Annotated in this window: 18 protein-coding genes and 1 pseudogene; 16 read left to right on the top strand and 3 right to left on the bottom strand. The window is 37.7% G+C overall.

All coding sequences use genetic code 11. The features are described 5' to 3' along the window. Window positions 1–25: 25 nt before the first annotated feature. Window positions 26–289, bottom strand: a pseudogene (locus tag CWR48_RS15420) (LytS/YhcK type 5TM receptor domain-containing protein); the annotation flags it as partial. A 311-nt stretch (window positions 290–600) separates the two neighbouring features. Between CWR48_RS15420 and motA the strand changes: the two are divergent. The 10 genes from motA (at window position 601) to CWR48_RS15470 (ending at window position 10690) form a co-directional block, all read left to right on the top strand. After that, window positions 601–1386, top strand: coding sequence for a flagellar motor stator protein MotA (gene motA / locus CWR48_RS15425; protein WP_115774214.1), 786 nt, complete (start codon window positions 601–603; stop codon window positions 1384–1386). Then, window positions 1379–2161, top strand: a complete 783-nt coding sequence (gene motB / locus CWR48_RS15430) for a flagellar motor protein MotB (RefSeq protein WP_115774215.1) — start codon at window positions 1379–1381, stop codon at window positions 2159–2161. Before motA ends, motB begins: the two co-directional genes overlap by 8 nt. 59 nt (window positions 2162–2220) lie before the next feature. Next, complete coding sequence (locus tag CWR48_RS15435) at window positions 2221–3915, top strand: methyl-accepting chemotaxis protein (protein WP_115774216.1); 1695 nt, start codon at window positions 2221–2223, stop codon at window positions 3913–3915. A gap of 157 nt (window positions 3916–4072) precedes the next feature. Further along, complete coding sequence (locus CWR48_RS15440; protein ID WP_115774217.1) at window positions 4073–4534, top strand: chemotaxis protein CheX; 462 nt, start codon at window positions 4073–4075, stop codon at window positions 4532–4534. A gap of 214 nt (window positions 4535–4748) precedes the next feature. After that, window positions 4749–6761, top strand: a complete 2013-nt coding sequence (locus CWR48_RS15445) for a chemotaxis protein CheA (RefSeq protein WP_115774218.1) — start codon at window positions 4749–4751, stop codon at window positions 6759–6761. Window positions 6762–6859: 98 nt separating this feature from the next. Beyond that, window positions 6860–7321, top strand: a complete 462-nt coding sequence (locus CWR48_RS15450) for a chemotaxis protein CheW (RefSeq protein WP_115774219.1) — start codon at window positions 6860–6862, stop codon at window positions 7319–7321. Window positions 7322–7963: 642 nt separating this feature from the next. Continuing rightward, window positions 7964–9133 (top strand): MDR family MFS transporter, encoded by a 1170-nt coding sequence (locus CWR48_RS15455; protein ID WP_115774220.1) that lies wholly within the window; start codon window positions 7964–7966, stop codon window positions 9131–9133. Between the two features lie 20 nt (window positions 9134–9153). Continuing rightward, window positions 9154–9885 (top strand): Cof-type HAD-IIB family hydrolase, encoded by a 732-nt coding sequence (locus CWR48_RS15460; RefSeq protein WP_115774221.1) that lies wholly within the window; start codon window positions 9154–9156, stop codon window positions 9883–9885. Between the two features lie 145 nt (window positions 9886–10030). Beyond that, the gene (locus CWR48_RS15465; RefSeq protein WP_115774222.1) at window positions 10031–10345 is read left to right on the top strand and encodes a LysR substrate-binding domain-containing protein; all 315 of its coding nucleotides are present in this window, start codon (window positions 10031–10033) and stop codon (window positions 10343–10345) included. Window positions 10346–10507: 162 nt separating this feature from the next. Continuing rightward, window positions 10508–10690, top strand: coding sequence for a cold-shock protein (locus tag CWR48_RS15470; RefSeq protein WP_115774223.1), 183 nt, complete (start codon window positions 10508–10510; stop codon window positions 10688–10690). 201 nt (window positions 10691–10891) lie between these two features. Here the strand turns inward: CWR48_RS15470 and pflA are convergent, their stop codons facing one another. Together pflA and pflB are read right to left on the bottom strand one after the other, a co-directional pair. After that, on the bottom strand, window positions 10892–11644 hold the full coding sequence (gene pflA, locus CWR48_RS15475) for a pyruvate formate-lyase-activating protein (RefSeq protein WP_115774224.1): 753 nt from the start codon (window positions 11642–11644) through the stop codon (window positions 10892–10894). Window positions 11645–11696: 52 nt separating this feature from the next. Then, complete coding sequence (pflB, locus tag CWR48_RS15480; RefSeq protein WP_115774225.1) at window positions 11697–13940, bottom strand: formate C-acetyltransferase; 2244 nt, start codon at window positions 13938–13940, stop codon at window positions 11697–11699. Between the two features lie 273 nt (window positions 13941–14213). On the opposite strand from pflB, the gene CWR48_RS15485 reads away from it, so the two are divergent. The 6 genes from CWR48_RS15485 to CWR48_RS15510 all read left to right on the top strand — a co-directional run bounded on the left by CWR48_RS15485 (window position 14214) and on the right by CWR48_RS15510 (window position 19387). Further along, window positions 14214–15254 carry an AAA family ATPase gene (locus CWR48_RS15485; RefSeq protein WP_115774226.1) on the top strand — a complete coding sequence of 347 codons (1041 nt, stop codon included), beginning with the start codon at window positions 14214–14216 and terminating at the stop codon, window positions 15252–15254. A 293-nt stretch (window positions 15255–15547) separates the two neighbouring features. Beyond that, on the top strand, window positions 15548–15994 hold the full coding sequence (locus CWR48_RS15490; protein ID WP_115774227.1) for an IDEAL domain-containing protein: 447 nt from the start codon (window positions 15548–15550) through the stop codon (window positions 15992–15994). Window positions 15995–16299: 305 nt separating this feature from the next. Next, window positions 16300–16902, top strand: coding sequence for an ECF transporter S component (locus CWR48_RS15495; RefSeq protein WP_115774228.1), 603 nt, complete (start codon window positions 16300–16302; stop codon window positions 16900–16902). Window positions 16903–16980: 78 nt separating this feature from the next. Next, entirely contained in the window at window positions 16981–17748 is a 768-nt protein-coding gene (locus tag CWR48_RS15500) for an energy-coupling factor transporter transmembrane component T family protein (protein WP_115774229.1), read from the top strand. Beyond that, the gene (locus CWR48_RS15505) at window positions 17745–18575 is read left to right on the top strand and encodes an energy-coupling factor ABC transporter ATP-binding protein (RefSeq protein ID WP_115774230.1); all 831 of its coding nucleotides are present in this window, start codon (window positions 17745–17747) and stop codon (window positions 18573–18575) included. The genes CWR48_RS15500 and CWR48_RS15505 overlap by 4 nt, the downstream gene beginning before the upstream one ends. Then, window positions 18572–19387, top strand: a complete 816-nt coding sequence (locus tag CWR48_RS15510) for an energy-coupling factor ABC transporter ATP-binding protein (RefSeq protein ID WP_170140779.1) — start codon at window positions 18572–18574, stop codon at window positions 19385–19387. Before CWR48_RS15505 ends, CWR48_RS15510 begins: the two co-directional genes overlap by 4 nt. The last annotated feature ends 69 nt before the right edge of the window (window positions 19388–19456 follow it).

Raw genomic sequence — 19456 nt, forward strand, 5'->3', positions numbered from 1 at the left:
CCCGTTAATATAGTTATGCTTCCTGATAAAGTATTTCTCCTGCCGATATCCTAACCATAGTCACAATCCTCACGTTAACAAGCGATCCTTCTACATCAATCCCTGAGTATGTGCTGAAGATCGCGAAGACACTAAAAATAATAGTATTGATTGTCAGTTCTAGCGAAGAATGCATGTCCCGTTGGAGCGTTTCTTTAAAAAGCGGGATCCTCGTTAATAAGAAAAGTACGATTAAGAGTAGTGCAGCGCGTTCGAATAAGCGAATTAGCATGTCAAAGGAATCAATCATTTCGTGTTCTCCTTAAAATTATGATAGCAAAAAAAATGAGCTAATAGTCCAAGTTAAAATCTAAAACGTTCCATAATGAGGTTTCCAATAATCTATCGATAATCTTATCACAATCTAATTTCAAAACTCCATGTATTCGATTCCAATTAAATTTGCATAAAATGTTCATCGAAATCCCTTTATTATTCTCATAATTGAACCGATAGATTATATAGAACATCCTTACGTCTATTTAGGAGTACATAAGCGAAATCAAGTGTGAACGACTATTCTAACAATTTCAGTTGCCACTTAACTTCAGGAGGAAAATCATGGATATATCAACATTAATTGGGTTAATATTAGGAATTGTCGCCATTGGGGTTGGAATGGTACTAAAAGGTGTTAGTATCTCGGCATTAATCAATCCTGCGGCATTATTAATTATTTTCTTAGGAACAATTGCCGCAGTTGTCATTGCATTTCCAACAAGTACATTGAAAAAAGTACCTAGCTATTTCAAAATTTTATTTACCAATCAGAAATTAACGGAGCCGAAAGCGTTAATTCTTATGTTTACGGAATGGGCTGATCAAACGAGGAGAGAAGGTATTTTATCCTTAGAAATGCAATTAAATGAAGTAGAGGATCCATTTCTTCTTTCGGGGCTACAGTTAGCAATTGATGGACAAACTCCGGAATTTATTCGTGAGGTAATGCTTGAAAAAATTGACGCGATGGAAGAACGGCATGAGGTAGGTGCATCTGTGTTTACGCAAGCAGGGACCTATGCGCCAACACTTGGGGTGCTTGGTGCTGTTATTGGTCTGATTGCAGCATTAGGGGACATGTCGGATATGAATAGATTAGGTATAGCTATTTCCGCAGCGTTCGTTGCAACATTACTCGGGATTTTTACGGGATATGTTCTATGGCATCCGTTTGCAAATAAACTCCGGGAAAAGTCGAAAAAGGAAGTTTTACAAATGGAAATTATGGTGGAAGGAATTCTATCGATTACGACAGGTGATTCTGCAATGATGGTACGTGAAAAGCTTGGATCATTATTATCTACAAAAGAGCAGGCGGGTATGAAACAGAGGGATAGCGATGCGTAGAAATAAAAAGAAAAAAAGGAGCCATATTGATGAATCATGGTTACTTCCTTATTCTGACCTGCTAACACTGCTTGTTGCCCTATTTATCGTCTTATTCGCAATGAGTGATGTCGATGCAACCAAATATAAAGAGCTTGCAGGGATCTTTCGCAATGAATTCTCAGCTGGTGGCGGAAATGGGATTCTTGAGCAAAACATTGATCCAATTTCCCCAATTCCACCCGAAAAACAGCAAGAAGAGGAAAAAGAAGAAGAGCTAGAATCGGAAACGGAAGAAGAACGAAATAGTGCAGTTGAACTGCAACAATTAGAAGGACTTCAAGAAGAAGTGAACCATTATATTACGACGAATAGTTTGACTAATAATCTAAGTACAGAATTAACCGATGAAGGTCTACTCGTTACGATTGTCAATGAAGTTTTCTTTGATCCTGGAAGTGCAGATGTTAAGGAGGACGGGGCGGTAATCGCAAGAGAGGTATCCAATCTACTAGTTACAGAACCACCTCATCAAATTGTTATTAGCGGCCATGCGGATGATGTCCCCCAGAATAATGAAAAGTATGGTTCAAACTGGGAACTAAGTGTTACCAGGTCTCTTAATTTCATGCGGTTAGTGCTGGAAAATAAGAATCTAGATCCAACACTTTTCAGTGCGAAGGGCTACGGAGAGTATAAGCCAATTGTGCCAAATACAAGTGCAGAAAATCGTGCGAAAAATCGACGGGTAGAAGTATTGATCTTACCAAATTATGAAATAAATACAGGAGAATAAGCAATCCCTTTGCAATAATCTAAACTACTTAGAAACAGACTAAAAGGAGCGTTAGTTGGATGAAAAAGCGATTTAGAATAAAAAGTATTCGAACAAGGATGACAATAGGGTTCTCTATTATCATTGGATTATTTATCTTATTTGCGATTTATAATACTTTCTCTATCTATAGAACGAATGATGCAACAAGAGACATTATGGACCATCAGATGGAGTTACTAATCGTTGATGAAGAGTTAACAACGAATATGGCACAGCGAGAAGGGTATTTACGAGGCTTCTTATTGTATGGTGACACAGGCATGAAAAATAAGTTTTCAGATTCATTAGAGGAGACAATTGCACTTGAAAATAGAATTCTTGAATTAAATGATTCGGAAGCAACAAAAGCACTAATTGATAAGAAAATCACATGGGGAACACTAACGGATGAAGTGATCGCTGCGTATGAGGGCGGAAATGAGGCAGAGGCTCATCAGATTATGAGCACGGAAGTTATGCCACTTTCAGAGGAAATTATGAATGACTTTAAAGAGGCTTCGAATAAACGGAAGGAGCTTATAATAGCCGGAGGTCAGGAGATCATTGATAATGGAACAACAACGTTTTATATTACTCTAATTGTCAGTGGGCTTATTTTAATATTGGGTATTTTCATTGCAGTCTTTACTTCAATGAAAATTACGAAGCCGATTAAATTGCTTATGAACCGGATGAATTCAGTAGCTCAAGGGGATTTAAGTGGAGAAATGTTAGAGGTCGAATCAGCAGATGAGGTAGGTCAACTTACGGTAGCTACAAATGAGATGGTATTGAAGAATAGAAATTTACTATCAAAAATTAGTACCGTATCCGAAAATGTTTCAAGTGAAGGGGAAGAGCTAACAATTGCAGCCAATGAAGTAAAGGCTGGTTCAGATCAAGTTGCAATTACAATGCAGGAATTAGCAACAGGGTCAGAAACACAGGCAAATAGTGCGAGTGACCTTGCATCGATCATGGCAAACTTTACTGAAAAAGTTGCTGAAGCAAATAATAAAGGGCAATCGATTAATAAATACTCCAATAAAGTATTGGAAATGACAAATGAAGGAAGAAATTTAATGGAAGGCTCACAGAGACAAATGGGAAGTATTGATCAGCTTGTAAAAGATGCTGTTCAAAATGTCCAAGGTTTAGACGAGCAGTCCAAGCAAATTTCAAAATTAGTTTCTGTCATTCAAGAAATTGCCGATCAAACCAATCTGTTAGCACTAAATGCGGCAATTGAAGCAGCAAGAGCGGGCGAGCATGGGAAAGGTTTTGCGGTTGTTGCAGACGAAGTACGTAAATTAGCTGAACAAGTTTCGGTTTCTGTAACAGATATCACTGGCATCGTTACAGCAATCCAAACCGAAGCAAGTAAAATCGCTGGATCATTGCGCGGTGGATATAAAGAAGTTGAAGAGGGAACGAAACAAATTCAAACGACTGGTATGACGTTAAACGAAATTAGCAAGTCCGTTACAAAAATGGTAGAGGATATTAATACTATTTCTGGAAATCTCACGGAAATTGTAGATAATACACAAGAAATGAATGGTTCAATTGAAGAAATCGCCTCTGTTTCCGAAGAGTCTGCTGCTGGTGTTGAAGAAATTGCAGCATCGACAGAACAAACAAGCAGTTCGATGGATGAGGTTGCAGCAACATCTGTACAGCTAGCAAGAGCAGCGGAAGAATTGGATGGATTAGTGAAACAATTTAAGTTATAGTTTCGTAGGTTGGCCAATTTTTGACGTTTGATAAAAGAAAGGAACGATTAGGTTTGCGGCATCATGTCGCAAACTCAATCTGTATTTAGCATTATTACATATGTTAAATCGTCAAATATAGTTGCATAAAAATTTACATTGACAGGAGATTTCCTAAATGACGATACCAACGCAAGAACGTAATCGGTATGTGACCAAATTACTAAACGGGATGCATCACTCGTTACAATCGATTATTCCACTAGAGCACGAACTTTCCAAACCACATTTACAGGAACGAGCGCTACAACTTCCATTTGGTGTTCTCATTGGCATTACGGGAGATATTAGAGGGAAATTAGTTTTGGCAGGAAATCAATCCATTTTTGCTTCGATTGGTCAATCCATGTATGGCATGGCAATCGAAGGTGAAATGTTAATCTCGTTTAGTGGGGAGCTGGGCAATATGATTGCTGGAAATCTAGCAACAAATATCGTCCAATATGAGCTACGAACAGATATTACTGCACCAACAATAATCGAAGGAAATACAACCCTTTCTGGCTATGATAAAGCAATTCATCTATCCGCAGTCTTTGTACATGCAGGAAATTTGGACATTTATCTCATACTGGATTAACTATACCTAATTATAATATTCTGTATTTTAATAAACCCCTTTATTTACAAGCGCTTATCCTAGATAATAGAAGTAGGTAATTATTACTATTAATGTACCGGATAGGAAAGAGTCTGGATATTTAATCAAGTCCAGAAAATCAATAAAGTTGTTTATTAGAAGAATACATAAAGTTTGTCTGATCGGATTAACCATACGAGAAGGGAAGTACGACATGGATACGGATCAATATTTAGAAGTATTTTTGGATGAAAGCCGTGAACATTTACAAGCTGTAAATGATAATATTTTAGAATTAGAAAAGAAACCAGATGACCTTGATCTAGTGAATGAAATCTTTCGTTCTGCCCATACCCTTAAAGGGATGTCTGCAACAATGGGATATGAAGACATCGCGTCTTTAACCCATAAGATGGAAAATGTGCTGGATCAAATTCGTAATCATAAATTAACGGTAACGACTGAAGTAATTGATATTATCTTTCTAGCAATCGAGTATTTGGAGGATATGGTAGATTCGATTAGTGAGGGAAATGATGGGAAAAAGGATGTTTCCGATCTTGTGCAACGATTAGAACGAGTAGAAAGAGGAGAAACGACTAGCCCTTCAAAGGAAAACCAAGAGATTGCGAGTACGACAGAAGCAGAAGTGGAAGAGGAAGTAAAGCAGTTAGATTTAGATGAATTCCAAATGACGATTATCGAGCAAGCGAAGGAGCAGAATGTTACTGCATATCAGCTTACCGTTCGCCTGTCAGAAGATAGTATATTAAAAGGTGCTCGTGCCTTCATGGTATTTGAAGCGTTAGAGAAGATTGGTGAGGTAATTAAGACTTCTCCAGCAGTTGAAGAAATAGAAGAAGGAGATTTCGAACAGGAGTTCACTGTTATTTTCCTATCGAAGGAAACAGTGGATGCGATTAAGAACCCATTGTATAAAATATCGGAGATCCAGCATGTTGCTGTAAATCCGCTTGTATTTGAAGAAAGCACTCCAAAGCAAGAAGTTATAGAGGTGCAAGAGGAATCGGAAGTACAGGTAAAGGATACACCAGCAGAAAGTAAAACAAACCATACAACGAAGACTATTCGGGTGAATTTGGAACGAATTGATGACCTGCTAAACTTATTTGAAGAGGTAGTAATTGATCGAAGTAGATTAGAAGTAATCTCTGAAAGTATCTCAAATCCCGATTTAATAGAAACCGTTGAACATATGGGGCGTGTATCTTCTGATATGCAAAGCTTAATATTAGCGATGCGTATGGTGCAAATCGAGCAAGTATTTAATCGTTTCCCGAGGATGATCAGGGGATTAGCGAGAGATTTGAATAAGAAAATAAACCTTGAGATTATTGGTGCGGAAACAGAGCTAGATCGAACGGTTATTGATGAGATTGGCGATCCATTGGTACATTTAATTCGAAATTCAGTCGATCATGGGATTGAAATGCCAGAAGTAAGGAAGCAAGCAGGGAAGCCTGAGGTAGGTCAAATTATCCTCCGAGCATTCCATAGTGGAAATCATGTCTTTATTGAAATAGAAGACGATGGTGCTGGAATCAATCGTAAAAAAGTAGAAGCAAAGGCAATTGAAAAAGGGCTAATTACTGCTGAACATGCAGAAACATTATCCGATGATGAGATTGCACACCTCATATTGTCTTCTGGATTTAGTACCGCAGACCATATTTCGAATATATCTGGTCGTGGGGTTGGTCTTGATGTCGTGAAGAGTAAGATTGAATCGTTAAGTGGACAAATCAGTATTGAAACAGTGGAAGGAAAGGGAAGTATCTTCTCAATCCAATTACCATTAACCCTTTCGATTATTTCAACGCTATTAGTAAAAGTACAACAGGAAACGTATGCAATTCCACTAACCTCGATCATTGAAACGGTTCGTTTAGAGGAATCTGAAATTATGACAGCACATGGTCAGCAGGTAATGGATTTCCGAGGTCATGTCATTCCACTCGTATCGTTAACAGAAGTATTCCAAGTACCAAAGATGGACAAGGAAAAATCGAAATATGAAGCGATTGTCATCGTCAAAAAAGGTGAAAAAATAACAGGTTTAATCGTTGATAGCTTCCTCGGTCAAAAAGAGGTCGTATTGAAATCATTAGGCTATTATTTACGAGATGTCTTTGCAATATCTGGTGCAACAATTTTAGGTGATGGTGAGGTTGCATTAATCATCGATCCGAATGCATTGATTAAATAGATGGTTTCTGGAGCAATTAAACAAAACCTACTCATTATAACTAATAGCAGCAAATTATTAGAGTCAAGCCATTAAATATATGAAAGGGGGCTTTTGAGATGGCAGAAGTGAATAAATATATTTTATTTAAACTAAAAAGTCAGACGTTTGGTGTGGAGGTATCGCAAGTAATCTCAATTGAACGGTTGCAGGAGATTACTGGAGTTCCACGGACAACGGAATTTATTAAAGGTGTCACCTATATTCGTGAGAAAACAACCCCTGTCATTGATCTGAAAGAAAGATTATTGATGGACGAAACAAAAGCAACCGATGATACTCGTATTTTAGTTGTGAATATTAACTCCATGCAAATTGGGTTAATCGTTGATGCGGCGACAGAAGTGAAGGATATTGAATCGTCCGCCATTGACCCGGCACCAGAAATTATTGGTGGAGTGAAAGAAACCTTTATCAAAGGTGTAGCTAGATTAGAAAATGGTTTATTGATTTTGCTAGAATTGGAGAGCATTATCGATCCAAATGAAACGAATGAATTACTCGAAGTAGTTGCCGAGTAGCAATAATTCGTATTTACAACTTAATGGGATATAGTGTTTAGTAAGAATCGCATATTTTCGGATATGTGATTTTTTTCTCGTAGGCTGTTTAGATAAAATACGAACTAAGTTAGGAGCAAAGTTGATTTTCGCTACAAGCAAGTCGCTATCAGCGGGCTCAACATCTTCGCTTTTCCCGCAGTAGTCTCCTGCCTTCCGCTACAATCAACGGCCTTACAGAGGGAATGCTAACTCCTATTTTTAAGAAAATGATAAAATTAATAACTGCACAATCCCAGCGGAAGAAATACACGGAGACTTCTGAGGGAAGAAGAGCCTAGGTGAGACTACGAAACGCGATAGCGTGAGTAGGCTCACCAGCTCCCCGCGAAAAGCGTAGTGTATTTCTGGAGCGACCAGCCTGAGAGCCTTAGGCACTAAACTAGTCCGCACTTTATATCAATCGAAACAAACCATACGAAATGAGCCTTTTTGTAAACAGTGCATTAGGATAAAATAAAGGGTTCGATATATATGGCTCAATGGGAACGTTATTGATTCTTAGGTCGTATTCATTTAAAATAGCTTAGTATGTCATTGAGTGAGAACGCGCGATCTAATCGGAATAATTAGTAGTAACTTAGGTAAAGAGAGATGATGTAGATGCCAAGGCAAATTTGGCTATTGGTAATAGCAACAACGATTAATGTAACTGGCGGTTCTTTTCTATGGCCGCTGAATACGATTTATATGCATAATGAGCTTGGTAAAAGCTTGGCTTTTGCTGGGTTCATTTTAATGTTTAATACGGCAGCAAATATTGCTGGAAATTTACTCGGTGGGGCGTTATTTGACCGATATAGCGCATATAAGACGGTACTTTATGGAACCCTTTTAGCAACACTCGCAACAATTGGTATTTCACTTTATCATAGTGTTGTACCATATACGATATTCCTTATTATCATTGGATTTGGAAATGGGATTACATGGCCGGTAATTATGGCGATGGCTGGTTCGGTATGGCCTGAAGGTGGTCGTCGTGCCTTTAATGCTGTTTATGTTGCGCAGAATCTAGGAGTTGCTCTTGGTGCGACATTGGGCGGATATATTGCCAGTATTTCTTTCAATTATATTTTCTGGGCAAATGCAATATTGTTTATCGTTTTTTTCTTTATTGTTTTATTTACGTTTAAAGAAATGGATCAATCACAGAATCCGCAAATGCATACATCTGTTATCGAACAAAGTGGGAAAATTAATGATAAAACAGCATTTCGTTCATTGTTAATATTATGTAGTGGATTTTTGATTACGTGGATCGCATATAGCCAGTGGCAGTCCACGATTGCATCGCATACACAGGACATTGGAATTCCACTTGAACAATATAGCTCGCTATGGGCGATAAATGGTTTTCTTATCGTTTTTGCACAACCTTTGGTAAAATGGGTAACAGAGAAGATTACTTCTCCAAGAACCCATATTTATATCGGGGTCATCATTATGATTGTTTCCTATTTTATCGCTATGATTGCAGCAGATTTTACGATGTTTGCAATCGCCATGGTGATATTAACGATGGGGGAAGTATTAATGTGGCCAGCATTTCCAACACTGGCAAATGTTCTCGCACCAAAAGGCAGAAAAGGATTCTATCAGGGCTTGGTGAACAGTATTGGGGCAACAGGAAGAATGATTGGACCAGTCGTCGGTGGGTTTATTGTCGATATGTATAATATTGAGCTCTTATTCTATATTTTAATCGTAATTTTATTTATCCCATTCGCGACGACGAAATTTTATGATCGAACATTAAAAGCAAAAAAATAATCAATAGAAGGAGTTTTATCATGGCAGAAATTAAACTGATTGCACTGGATATGGATGGAACATTATTAAACACGGATCAAGAAGTCTCGGCTCGTACGGAAGAGGCAATTACGAAGGCTCTGGCAAAGGATATTCATGTCGTTCTAAGTACAGGACGAGGGTTCAGAGCTTGCTATCCATATGCAGAACAATTGAAATTAACATCCTATCTTATTACAACGAATGGTGGGGAAATTTGGACAGTAGGAAAAGAATTGCTAGACCAACATTTACATGATACAGCAACGATCGAGAAGCTCTATAATTTAGGCTTAGAAGTCGGTGTAAACATGTGGATGATCTCAACTGAAGGGGTATTCCGTAATGAAGCTCCCGAGGATTTCTATGATTATAAGTGGCTCAAGTTTGGATGTGAGTCAACAGACCAGGATAAGCTCGATATCATGATTAAAGAGATTTCTCATTATGAAGGACTAGAACTAACCAATTCCCTACCAACGAACGTAGAAGTAAATCCTCCGGGCGTAAGCAAAGCAATGGCACTCCATTTTGTATGTGATAAAATTGGCATCACGATGGATAATGTAATGGCTTGTGGTGATAGTTTGAATGATATTAAAATGATTCAAGAAGCCGGCATCGGTGTTGCAATGGGCAATGCACAAGAAGCGATTAAAAAGGTGGCAGACTTCGTCACAGATTCAAATAATGATGATGGTGTCGCGAAGGCAATCGGGAAATTTGTATTATAATGTAGAGCTCCACTTAGGTGGGGCTTTTATTTTTCTTTGAGCCGGTGTTTAGAAAATTGGAAAACATTATGAAATTGACATTGGATTAATTGAGGGACATTTCATACATCCGAAAATTTTGTCTTAGAAGTTTTCAACGGATAAAATGTATATCATTACAGGTGCTCGGCAATCCTTAAAGGGAAAGGCGACTATATCTGAAGAATTAGAGAAGCAGACATGGATTATGCGTGAACAGGGATCTGGAACAAGAGAGATGTTAGAAGATTTTTTTCAAAAAAATCATATTCATCCAAAACGTGTCATAATATTAGGTAGTACGCAAACAATTAAAGAAGGGATTGAAGCTGGACTTGGTATAAGCCTGCTTTTTGATTTATCCTTAAAGAAGGAGCTACACTTACATACGATTGAAAAACCTGAGGTGAAGGGAACGCCAATTCAGCGTGGTTTTCGGTAATAAAAAATCACCAGGAGTTTCAACCGAGGGCATTCTAAATATTTGAAGTATTAGTAAAGGGCCAGCGTCTGGAATAGCTAAATTGAGTGCATTTTCAGAGCCCTTACATTGTTCACAAAAGTAGAGTATAATAGAGGTAGAAGGAAGAAAGGGGATGCTTTCATGTCATTTTCTCGCGGGCCAAAAGAGCCGGTTCCAGAAGTAGAAACAAATGTGTGGTCATGTACAAGTGATAATTGTCAGGGCTGGATGAGAGAATCGTACAGTTTTGAAGAAGAACCATTATGTCCACTATGTCAATCAACAATGGAACATGAAATACGTGTACTGCCAGAAATGAAATAGATTTAGTATCTCCAAATAGGTTAAAGTTATATATTCTTTATTATTTTCTTAGTGGTGTCTGAATTCCGGACGCCACATTTTTTGGTAGGTAAGAAAGCATAACGACTTTCTTAACGAAAGAGGGAGGAAACCAAGGTTCCTCCCATCATTTATCTCATATTTATTGACAGTAAGACCACCACTGATTGAAATTGCCCTTTATTACGCTTCTATTCTTGTTTCTTCCAACGCTCTACCTAATATCCGAGCCGCATTGGCAACACGATCCTCTGTTGGTGGTTCGACATCTTTAAGTACATAGTCAAGACCTAATGCCTCCCATTTATAGACACCTAACTTATGGTATGGCAGCACATCAATTTTTTCTACATTTGGCATCGTACGAATAAATTCAGATAAACCAATTAAATCTTCATCAATATCGCTTATTCCCGGTATTAATACGTGACGAATCCATACTGGAACATGTTTCTCAGTTAGGTGATGTGCGAACTGTAAAATCTTTTCGTTTGATAAACCAGTTAGCTTTCGGTGCTTCTCTGGATCAATTTGTTTAATATCAAGTAACACCAGATCCGTCAATAAGAGGAGCTCGTCAAGCGATGCTAGGAAAGCAGGAGAGGTTGAAAAACAACCCCCTGCAGTATCGATTGCGGTATGGATTCCATGCTTCTTTAGCTTTTTAAATAGTTCGATGATAAATTTCATTTGTAGTAGCGGCTCGCCACCACTAACCGTAACTCCACCACCAGATGCTTGAAAGAAGGGGAGGTACGTAATAATATCTGCGTAAAGCTCATCAACGGACATTACTTTACCATCGCCCATTTTCCATGTATCTGGATTATGGCAAAATTGACAACGAAGGGGACAGCCTTGCGTAAAGATGATATAGCGGAGACCTGGCCCGTCGACAGTCCCACATGTTTCTACAGAGTGAATACGACCTTTCATTTAGAAAACCTCCTCTTAATCTTACATCATGATTTGCGAGTGAATCAATCAACTAAATACTGTCGTGGAATGTACGATTGATAACATCAATTTGTTGTTCCCTCGTTAATTTGATAAAGTTTACAGCATAACCAGACACTCTGATTGTAAGCTGTGGATATTGTTCTGGATGATCCATAGCATCAAGTAAAGTTTCACGGTCAAATACGTTAACATTTAAATGATGACCACCTTTTAATGTATAACCATCTAACATTCCAACTAGATTATTCTTTCTTACTTCCTCTTCCTTACCTAATGCTCTTGGTACGATCGAGAATGTATTACTAATTCCATCTAATGCATCAGCATATGGCAATTTTGCTACAGAGCTAAGGGATGCTAATGCACCTTTCTTATCTCGACCATGGGATGGGTTTGCTCCAGGTGCAAATGGTTCGCCGTCTTTTCTGCCATCTGGTGTGTTCCCCGTCTTCTTTCCGTAAACAACATTGGATGTGATGGTTAATACGGACAATGTAGGTACGGCATTCCGGTAGGTTTTATGCTGCTTGATTTTATTCATAAAGGCTTTCACGAGATTGACGGCAATGTCATCGACACGATCATCGTTATTTCCGTATTTTGGATAGTCGCCTTCCACTTCATAATCAATCGCAAGCCCGTCTTCATTGCGCAATACTTTTACTTTTGCATATTTGATTGCACTTAAGGAATCTGCTGCAACGGATAAACCTGCAATACCAGTTGCCATTGTGCGCAGTATTTTCTTATCATGTAACGCCATCTCGATTCGTTCATAGCTGTACTTATCATGCATGTAGTGAATGACATTCAATGTGTTGACATATAATCCAGCAAGCCAATCAAGCATTTGATCATATTTTTCCATTACTGCATCATAATCAAGGTAATCGGAAGTGATTGCTTCATACTTTGGTGCAACTTGGAAAAATTGTTTTTCATCGATGCCACCGTTAATTGCGTATAAGAGTGCCTTGGCAAGGTTCGCACGAGCACCAAAAAATTGCATTTGTTTGCCAATTTCCATTGCCGATACACAGCAGGCAATCCCGTAATCATCGCCAAACGCTTCACGCATTAAATCGTCGTTTTCATACTGAATGGAACTTGTTTTAATTGACATGCTCGCACAGTAACGCTTGAAGCTATCGGGCAATTTAGAGGACCATAAAACAGTTAAGTTAGGCTCCGGTGCCGGCCCGAGATTATCCAATGTATGCAAGAAGCGATAAGAGTTCTTCGTAACTAGTGCTCTGCCATCTTTTGCAATTCCGCCAATCGATTCCGTTACCCATGTTGGATCACCACTGAAAAGTTCATTGTAATCGGGTGTTCGGGCAAATTTCACTAATCTAAGTTTCATCACAAAATGGTCGACAAGCTCTTGTGCATCTTGTTCTGTCATCACTCCAGCCGCGATATCACGTTCAATGTAAATATCTAAGAATGTTGACACTCTACCAAGACTCATTGCTGCACCATTTTGTTCTTTAATTGCAGCTAAATAGCCGAAATAGAGCCATTGGAATGCTTCAACAGCATTTTTTGCAGGTTTGGAAATATCGAAGCCATAGGACTCACCTAATTGTATCAATTCATGTAATGCACGAATTTGCTCCGAGATTTCTTCGCGTTCACGAATAATATCTTCGAACATGACGCCATCTGTACCAATAGATGCAAGTTGTTTTGTTTTATCTTCAATTAATCGATCTACCCCATATAACGCGACGCGGCGATAATCGCCGATAATTCGACCGCGACCATATGCATCCGGTAATCCAGTAATAATACCTGCCCGGCGAGCATTCCTCATTTCCGGTGTATAGGCATCAAATACGCCTTGGTTATGTGTCTTACGGAATTCAGTAAATACATGCTCAATTTCTTCGTCCACTTCATAGCCATAGGCTTTCGCTGCATCGATTGCCATACGAATCCCACCAAATGGTTGTAGTGATCGTTTAAAGGGCTTATCTGTCTGTACACCGACAATTTTTTCCTTTTCCTTATCTAAATAACCTGGTCCATGGGAGGTGATGGTAGATACAATCGATGTATCCATATCAAGAACCCCGCCATTTTCTCGTTCTTTACTTGTTAATTCCATCACATACTTCCAAAGGTCAGTTGTTGCATTTGTTGGCCCAACTAAAAAGCTTTCATCTCCATTGTATGGTGATACATTTTGCATAATAAAATCCCGAACATCAATATTATCCTGCCATTTACCGAATTTGAATCCCAATTTATCCTGAGTAGTTAAAGTCATTTTGTAACCCTCCTAGAGAATTAGTGTAAATCTATTCGAAAAGATTTTGTGAAATATTGAGCATTTGAATCTGTCTTCATTATAACACAGGAAATATTGAAACAGAAAAAGAGAATGTGAATTATATGTGACAATAGTGAAGGGAGAGATAATTTTGCCGGATGTTCTGATTTATCCATACATATACTAATCAAGTACAAGAATTTGAACAATTCACCAATAAAGGTAAACAATCATAAAATACCATTAGCCCAATAAAAAGGATGTGTCACAATGTCCAAAAAACGATATTATTATGTCACTGGAAATACTGCTGAAGGTTTCAAGAATTACTTGCAAACAAACATGGAGCATTTGACCCAAGTTTTCATTTTAAAGCATGATTCAAACACTTTAAAGACAGCAGTAATAAAGAAGTTAATCGATACTTATTCGTCAGATCATGATATAGAAATATTAAAGAGCCCTTTAGGTGGTGAATATCTGGACGGGATGATTATCCGTGAAAAATCAATCGGTATTATCATTGATAATATTGTCACATCAACGCTTGCAAATGCAATCGAAATTAATTTACATGCAGCATTTGTAAATAGTCCCTCTATCGATGATACAAAGGAAAAATTTCATACATTAACGAAGGATGCACATGATCATTTCAGAACAGGTCTTAAAATCCATGATGACCTCGAAGCAATTTATATTAAAGAAATGAACTTCAATCTTGGTGATCAATTAACGGAAGAGCTAATTGAAAAGCTGATGCAAAATCAACCCATACAGAACAGACAAGCACATACGTATCACCGCTTGTTTGGCACGAATACGGCGGATGGTGTTGTTAATGAGGTGCCACATTTAACGAGCAATATAAAAAATGTAACCTACATTAAGGGACGCGCTGGCACAGGGAAATCGACCCTTATGAAGAAAATCGCAAATGCCTGCCAGCAAAAAGGATTTGATGTTGAATTATACCATTGCAGCTTTGACCCAAATAGTTTGGATATGGTGCTTGTTCGCGAATTGGATTTCTGTATATTTGATAGCACGGATCCACATGAATTCTTCCCGAGCAGAGAAGGAGAAACGATACTAGACTTATACAAAGAAACTGTGACACCAGGAACAGATGAAAGGTTTGCAACAGAAATTCATGAGGTTAATCAGCATTATAAATCATTTATGAAAAAAGGAATCGACAAACTAAAAGAGGCAGGGGAATATCTAGATGTACTTGAAAGCCAATGGTCCTTTACTGAAAAGGATATTGAAGAAGCAGTAGAAGCAATACTAGAAAAAGCCGGAAAGTAATCGAAGGGTAGATCTTAATCAAAGGATCTGCCCCTACATATTTTTAGATTTTCTCCCGAATTAACTAGCTGTAAGACCCCCATTTCAAGAATTTAAGAAAAATCAAGAATTGTAAGTGGGGTATCAACAGAAAGTCAAAATCGCTATTCTGTTCAATTAACATAAAGTGGGGGCGGATATTACCCCCACTTTATGAAGTTTCACTTTATACTTGTAATTTTTATCATTATCATGTAGAATTAGTTAACTGAAAATTAAAATAGATAATTTTCATAAAAAGGGTGGTGGATTGGATGGTAACCGTAAAAATGCTTAAACCATATTACATTAAAGCAGATGAAAATTATGTTCGCATAATGCTTGCGTATCAGTATTTTTCTATTGTAATGGATGAATTGGTTTATCAATTTATCCCCGTTGAAGCAAATGAAATTAAGATCAACCGTAAAACGAAAAAGGTAGAAAATATTGATGCAAGGTTTGCTTTCCAAAATGAGAAGAAAGTTGTCTATGTCACCATGGCCAAATTATTGACACTCCCTGATTTTCAAAAACAACTTGATTCGATTGCCGAATCGTACTACTTTAAGCAAGAAGAAGACGTGGAAAAGGCAAAACAGGAAAATGAAACCGCTTTAATTATTGCGGAATTAGAGAAAGCGAACATAATAAGAATGATTGACCGGGCTTTAGATGAGCGAGATGAAGCAGCATTTAATGAATTGGTAAAATTACTATAATATATTGCTTCGTTGTGATTATCCATTCTCATCACTGCATAGAATAAGTTATCGACCGTTTTATATAGAAAAGAAGTGTCTTTGTTAAGATTGGATATCATTCTAAATGGAGGGAGCAAAGGGTTGAATGCTTTCTCTTTTTTATCTTGATATATTGTTCTAGTAAAATTATAAAAATTTCGATATTATATATATAATGAATTTTGCGAAGGGGGATATTAAGGGTAGAAAGTGCTATATATTAGTTTGTAATGTGAATTAATTCACAAGTTTTTAGTTACTATTAAATAGGGGGAATTAGGATTATGAAGAATAAAGGAATTTGGTCGTTAAATTTTTCAACTATTGTTATTGCATTGATTCCAATTGCAGTAGCTATTAATTATCTTGGCAAGGTTATTATTGAGACATTAAAGCTGCCGCTGTGGCTTGATTCTATCGGGACAGTAATTTCTAGTATGCTAGCAGGACCATTAATTGGTGCATTTACTGGACTCATAAATAATATTATTTATGGATTTACCCTAAGCCCCATTTCGTTTGTCTATGCGGTTACAAGTGTTGTTATTGGTTTAGGGGTAGGGATTATGGCGCATAAAGGGTGGATTGCTTCCATTGGTAAGGCAATTGTAATTGGTTTAGTTGTTGGATTGCTTGCTGCTATTGTATCGACACCATTAAATATGATGTTTTGGGAAGGTACAACCGGCAACATCTGGGGCGATGCCTTTTACCTATATTTAGCTAGCATTGGAATGCCACAATGGATTGCCTCATTTGGTGACAGTGTTGTTGTCGATGTTCCGGATAAAGTGATTACCGTACTTATTGGCTATTTGATTTATCGAAGCTTACCAAAAAACTTAATTCATTTATTTAAAAATAATAATGAAATAGAGAAATTATAAATTCAACCGAAATTCCGTGGGATACTTCTTTCTTTCACGGAATTTGTCGGCGAATTCGTTTGAAATGAGGGACTCTTTTTGGAACCGATTCACTTATATACGCAAAGAAAATCATGGATCAGTCAAATTGATCCATTATCGAAGTTGTTATTTGCTTTTGTGTCTATTTTTATGACGTATTTATTTTCATCTATTACGATTACATGTTTCGTTTTATTAATAAGCATCGTATTGCTAATGGTTGCTCGGGTATTAAAAAAAATTGTGCCATTACTAGCCATTAGTTTCACACTATTGTTATCAATCATTATTGTGCAAGGCCTAACCCATCCAACCAACGAAACGCCATTGCTAACAATTGGATCGATTGTTTTTTATCAAGAGGGACTTACCTTCGCATTTTTAATTACATTACGTGTGTTTAATATGCTTGCTGCTTTTGGTGTGCTAATTTTGACAACAAAACCTGACGATTTAATGGAATCCCTAATGAAGCAAGGAATGTCGCCTAAAATCAGTTACGTATTTCTTTCTGTATTTCAGCTCATCCCACAAATGCGTGCAACTTTAGGGAAAATCACGGATGCACAGCGTTCACGGGGAATGGAAACGGAAGGAAGCCTTATGATAAGAATAAAGGCATTCTTCCCATTAATTGGTCCTGTTGTGCTAAGTTCATTAAATATGACGAAGGAAAGAGCGATTGCTCTTGAAGTAAGAGGGTTTAGTTCAAAAGGAAAGAAGACTTTTTTAATTGAGGAAAAATCGTATTTCTACCCGAAATTTATTAAGTGTGTACTTGTAACCCTATTGATTGCTGCAATTGTTTGGAGGATTGTTGGATGAGTAAAATTCGTGTAGAGGGTTTGAAATATCGTTATCCAGATATGGATAAATTGGTACTGGATAATTTAAACTTTGAAGTGGAAAAGGGAGCGTTTATTGGAATTATCGGTGAGAATACTGCTGGAAAATCAACCCTTTGCTATGCATTAACAGGGCTTGTACCCAATTTCTTTAAGGGCGCATATGGTGGCACTATCTTAATTGATGATTTAGATGAAATTAGTGATGTGACCAGAAAAGTGGGACTCGTATTCGATCAGCCATTCTCGCAAATGACAGGATCGAAAACGACAGTATATGAGGAAATCGCCTTTGGATTAGAGAATTCTGGAGTAGAACGTGAAGAAATGCGGATTCGTATAGATGAAAGTTTACGATTGATGGACATTGAGCATTTGCAAAATAAAAATCCCTATGATTTATCTGGTGGGCAAATGCAACGAGTCGCAATTGCTAGTGTACTTGCAATGAAACCAGATGTAATCGTCTTGGATGAACCAACATCACAGCTTGATCCAAAGGGGTCTGACGAAGTCTTTCAGGTCATTACAAAACTTGCAAAATCGGGGATTACCATCATAATGGCGGAACATAAATTGGAGAAACTTGCAGAGTATGCCTCGAAAATTTTATTGTTACATAAAGGGAAACAGATAGCCTTTGGTTCTCCCGAGGAAGTATTTTCCCGGGATGATATTCTAGAGTATGGCATCGCACCACCTGTTTATACCAGAATTGCTAAAGCGGTAAAACCGAAAACTCAAGCAGGGTTTTATCCAGTAACAATGAAAGATCTAATGCAACAATGGAATGTGGGTGATAAATGATGGCGGAAATTAATGTGCGTGGACTCCATTTTGGCTATCATCAAAACCAGAAAATATTAAAGCAGATTGATCTCCATTTTAAGGGAAAATCCACAGCGATTATTGGTCAAAATGGAGCAGGAAAGACAACTTTAGTAAAGCTATTTAAAGGATTATTAAAACCGGTAAAAGGGGATATTTTAATAAACTCTATCAATACAAAGGAAATAACAGCAGCAAAACTAGCAAATCAGATTGGACTCGTATTTCAAAATCCAAACGACCAGATTTTTAAAAGCAATGTAATGGATGAAGTGAAATATGGTCCATTAATGATTGGCTTTACGGAGAAAGAGGCAAATATTCAGGCAGATTTAGCACTTGAAGCGGTAGGTTTAAAAGGATTGGAACAAGTGAATCCCTACGATTTAAATTTATACGAACGAAAGATGATTAGCATTGCTTCCATCCTCGCGATGGATACGCCGATTGTTATTTTTGATGAACCGACAATGGGTCAGGATTACCAAGGGAAAGAAAGAATAAAAGCGATAATCAATCATTTACGTGCACAAGGAAAGTTAGTTCTTTCGATTCTCCATGATATGGACTTCGTTGCAGAGGTGTTTGAACGGACTATTGTAATGAAAGAAGGGCAAATCTTATTAGATGGTGAAACGAGAGAAGTATTTGCTGAAGCGGAATTATTAAAAGAAGCTTATTTAGAACAGCCCCATGTGACACAAATTGGCAGAGGACTCGGTGCTGAACAGGTGTTTTTAAATGAAAGAGAATTAATCGATTGGCTGAAAAACAAGCGTGCGATGCTTTAATAAGGTTGCAATCATCTAACGCTAGCATCATTAGATGAGGAATATCTTTGCATAAAAGAGGGTAGTACA

The sequence above is a fragment of the Oceanobacillus arenosus genome, from assembly GCF_003369575.1.
Lineage (GTDB): Bacteria > Bacillota > Bacilli > Bacillales > Amphibacillaceae > Oceanobacillus > Oceanobacillus arenosus.

Excerpts from the sequence above, each read along its gene's own strand:
- CWR48_RS15465 (WP_115774222.1), top strand. The coding sequence starts at position 10,031 with ATGTATATCATTACAGGTGCTCGGCAATCCTTAAAGGGAAAGGCGACT.
- CWR48_RS15445 (WP_115774218.1), top strand. The coding sequence starts at position 4,749 with ATGGATACGGATCAATATTTAGAAGTATTTTTGGATGAAAGCCGTGAA.
- CWR48_RS15490 (WP_115774227.1), top strand. The coding sequence starts at position 15,548 with ATGGTAACCGTAAAAATGCTTAAACCATATTACATTAAAGCAGATGAA.
- CWR48_RS15485 (WP_115774226.1), top strand. The coding sequence starts at position 14,214 with ATGTCCAAAAAACGATATTATTATGTCACTGGAAATACTGCTGAAGGT.
- CWR48_RS15495 (WP_115774228.1), top strand. The coding sequence starts at position 16,300 with ATGAAGAATAAAGGAATTTGGTCGTTAAATTTTTCAACTATTGTTATT.
- CWR48_RS15505 (WP_115774230.1), top strand. The coding sequence starts at position 17,745 with ATGAGTAAAATTCGTGTAGAGGGTTTGAAATATCGTTATCCAGATATG.
- motB (WP_115774215.1), top strand. The coding sequence starts at position 1,379 with ATGCGTAGAAATAAAAAGAAAAAAAGGAGCCATATTGATGAATCATGG.
- CWR48_RS15450 (WP_115774219.1), top strand. The coding sequence starts at position 6,860 with ATGGCAGAAGTGAATAAATATATTTTATTTAAACTAAAAAGTCAGACG.
- motA (WP_115774214.1), top strand. The coding sequence starts at position 601 with ATGGATATATCAACATTAATTGGGTTAATATTAGGAATTGTCGCCATT.
- pflB (WP_115774225.1), bottom strand. The coding sequence starts at position 13,940 with ATGACTTTAACTACTCAGGATAAATTGGGATTCAAATTCGGTAAATGG.
- CWR48_RS15510 (WP_170140779.1), top strand. The coding sequence starts at position 18,572 with ATGATGGCGGAAATTAATGTGCGTGGACTCCATTTTGGCTATCATCAA.
- CWR48_RS15460 (WP_115774221.1), top strand. The coding sequence starts at position 9,154 with ATGGCAGAAATTAAACTGATTGCACTGGATATGGATGGAACATTATTA.
- CWR48_RS15435 (WP_115774216.1), top strand. The coding sequence starts at position 2,221 with ATGAAAAAGCGATTTAGAATAAAAAGTATTCGAACAAGGATGACAATA.
- pflA (WP_115774224.1), bottom strand. The coding sequence starts at position 11,644 with ATGAAAGGTCGTATTCACTCTGTAGAAACATGTGGGACTGTCGACGGG.
- CWR48_RS15440 (WP_115774217.1), top strand. The coding sequence starts at position 4,073 with ATGACGATACCAACGCAAGAACGTAATCGGTATGTGACCAAATTACTA.
- CWR48_RS15470 (WP_115774223.1), top strand. The coding sequence starts at position 10,508 with ATGTCATTTTCTCGCGGGCCAAAAGAGCCGGTTCCAGAAGTAGAAACA.
- CWR48_RS15455 (WP_115774220.1), top strand. The coding sequence starts at position 7,964 with ATGCCAAGGCAAATTTGGCTATTGGTAATAGCAACAACGATTAATGTA.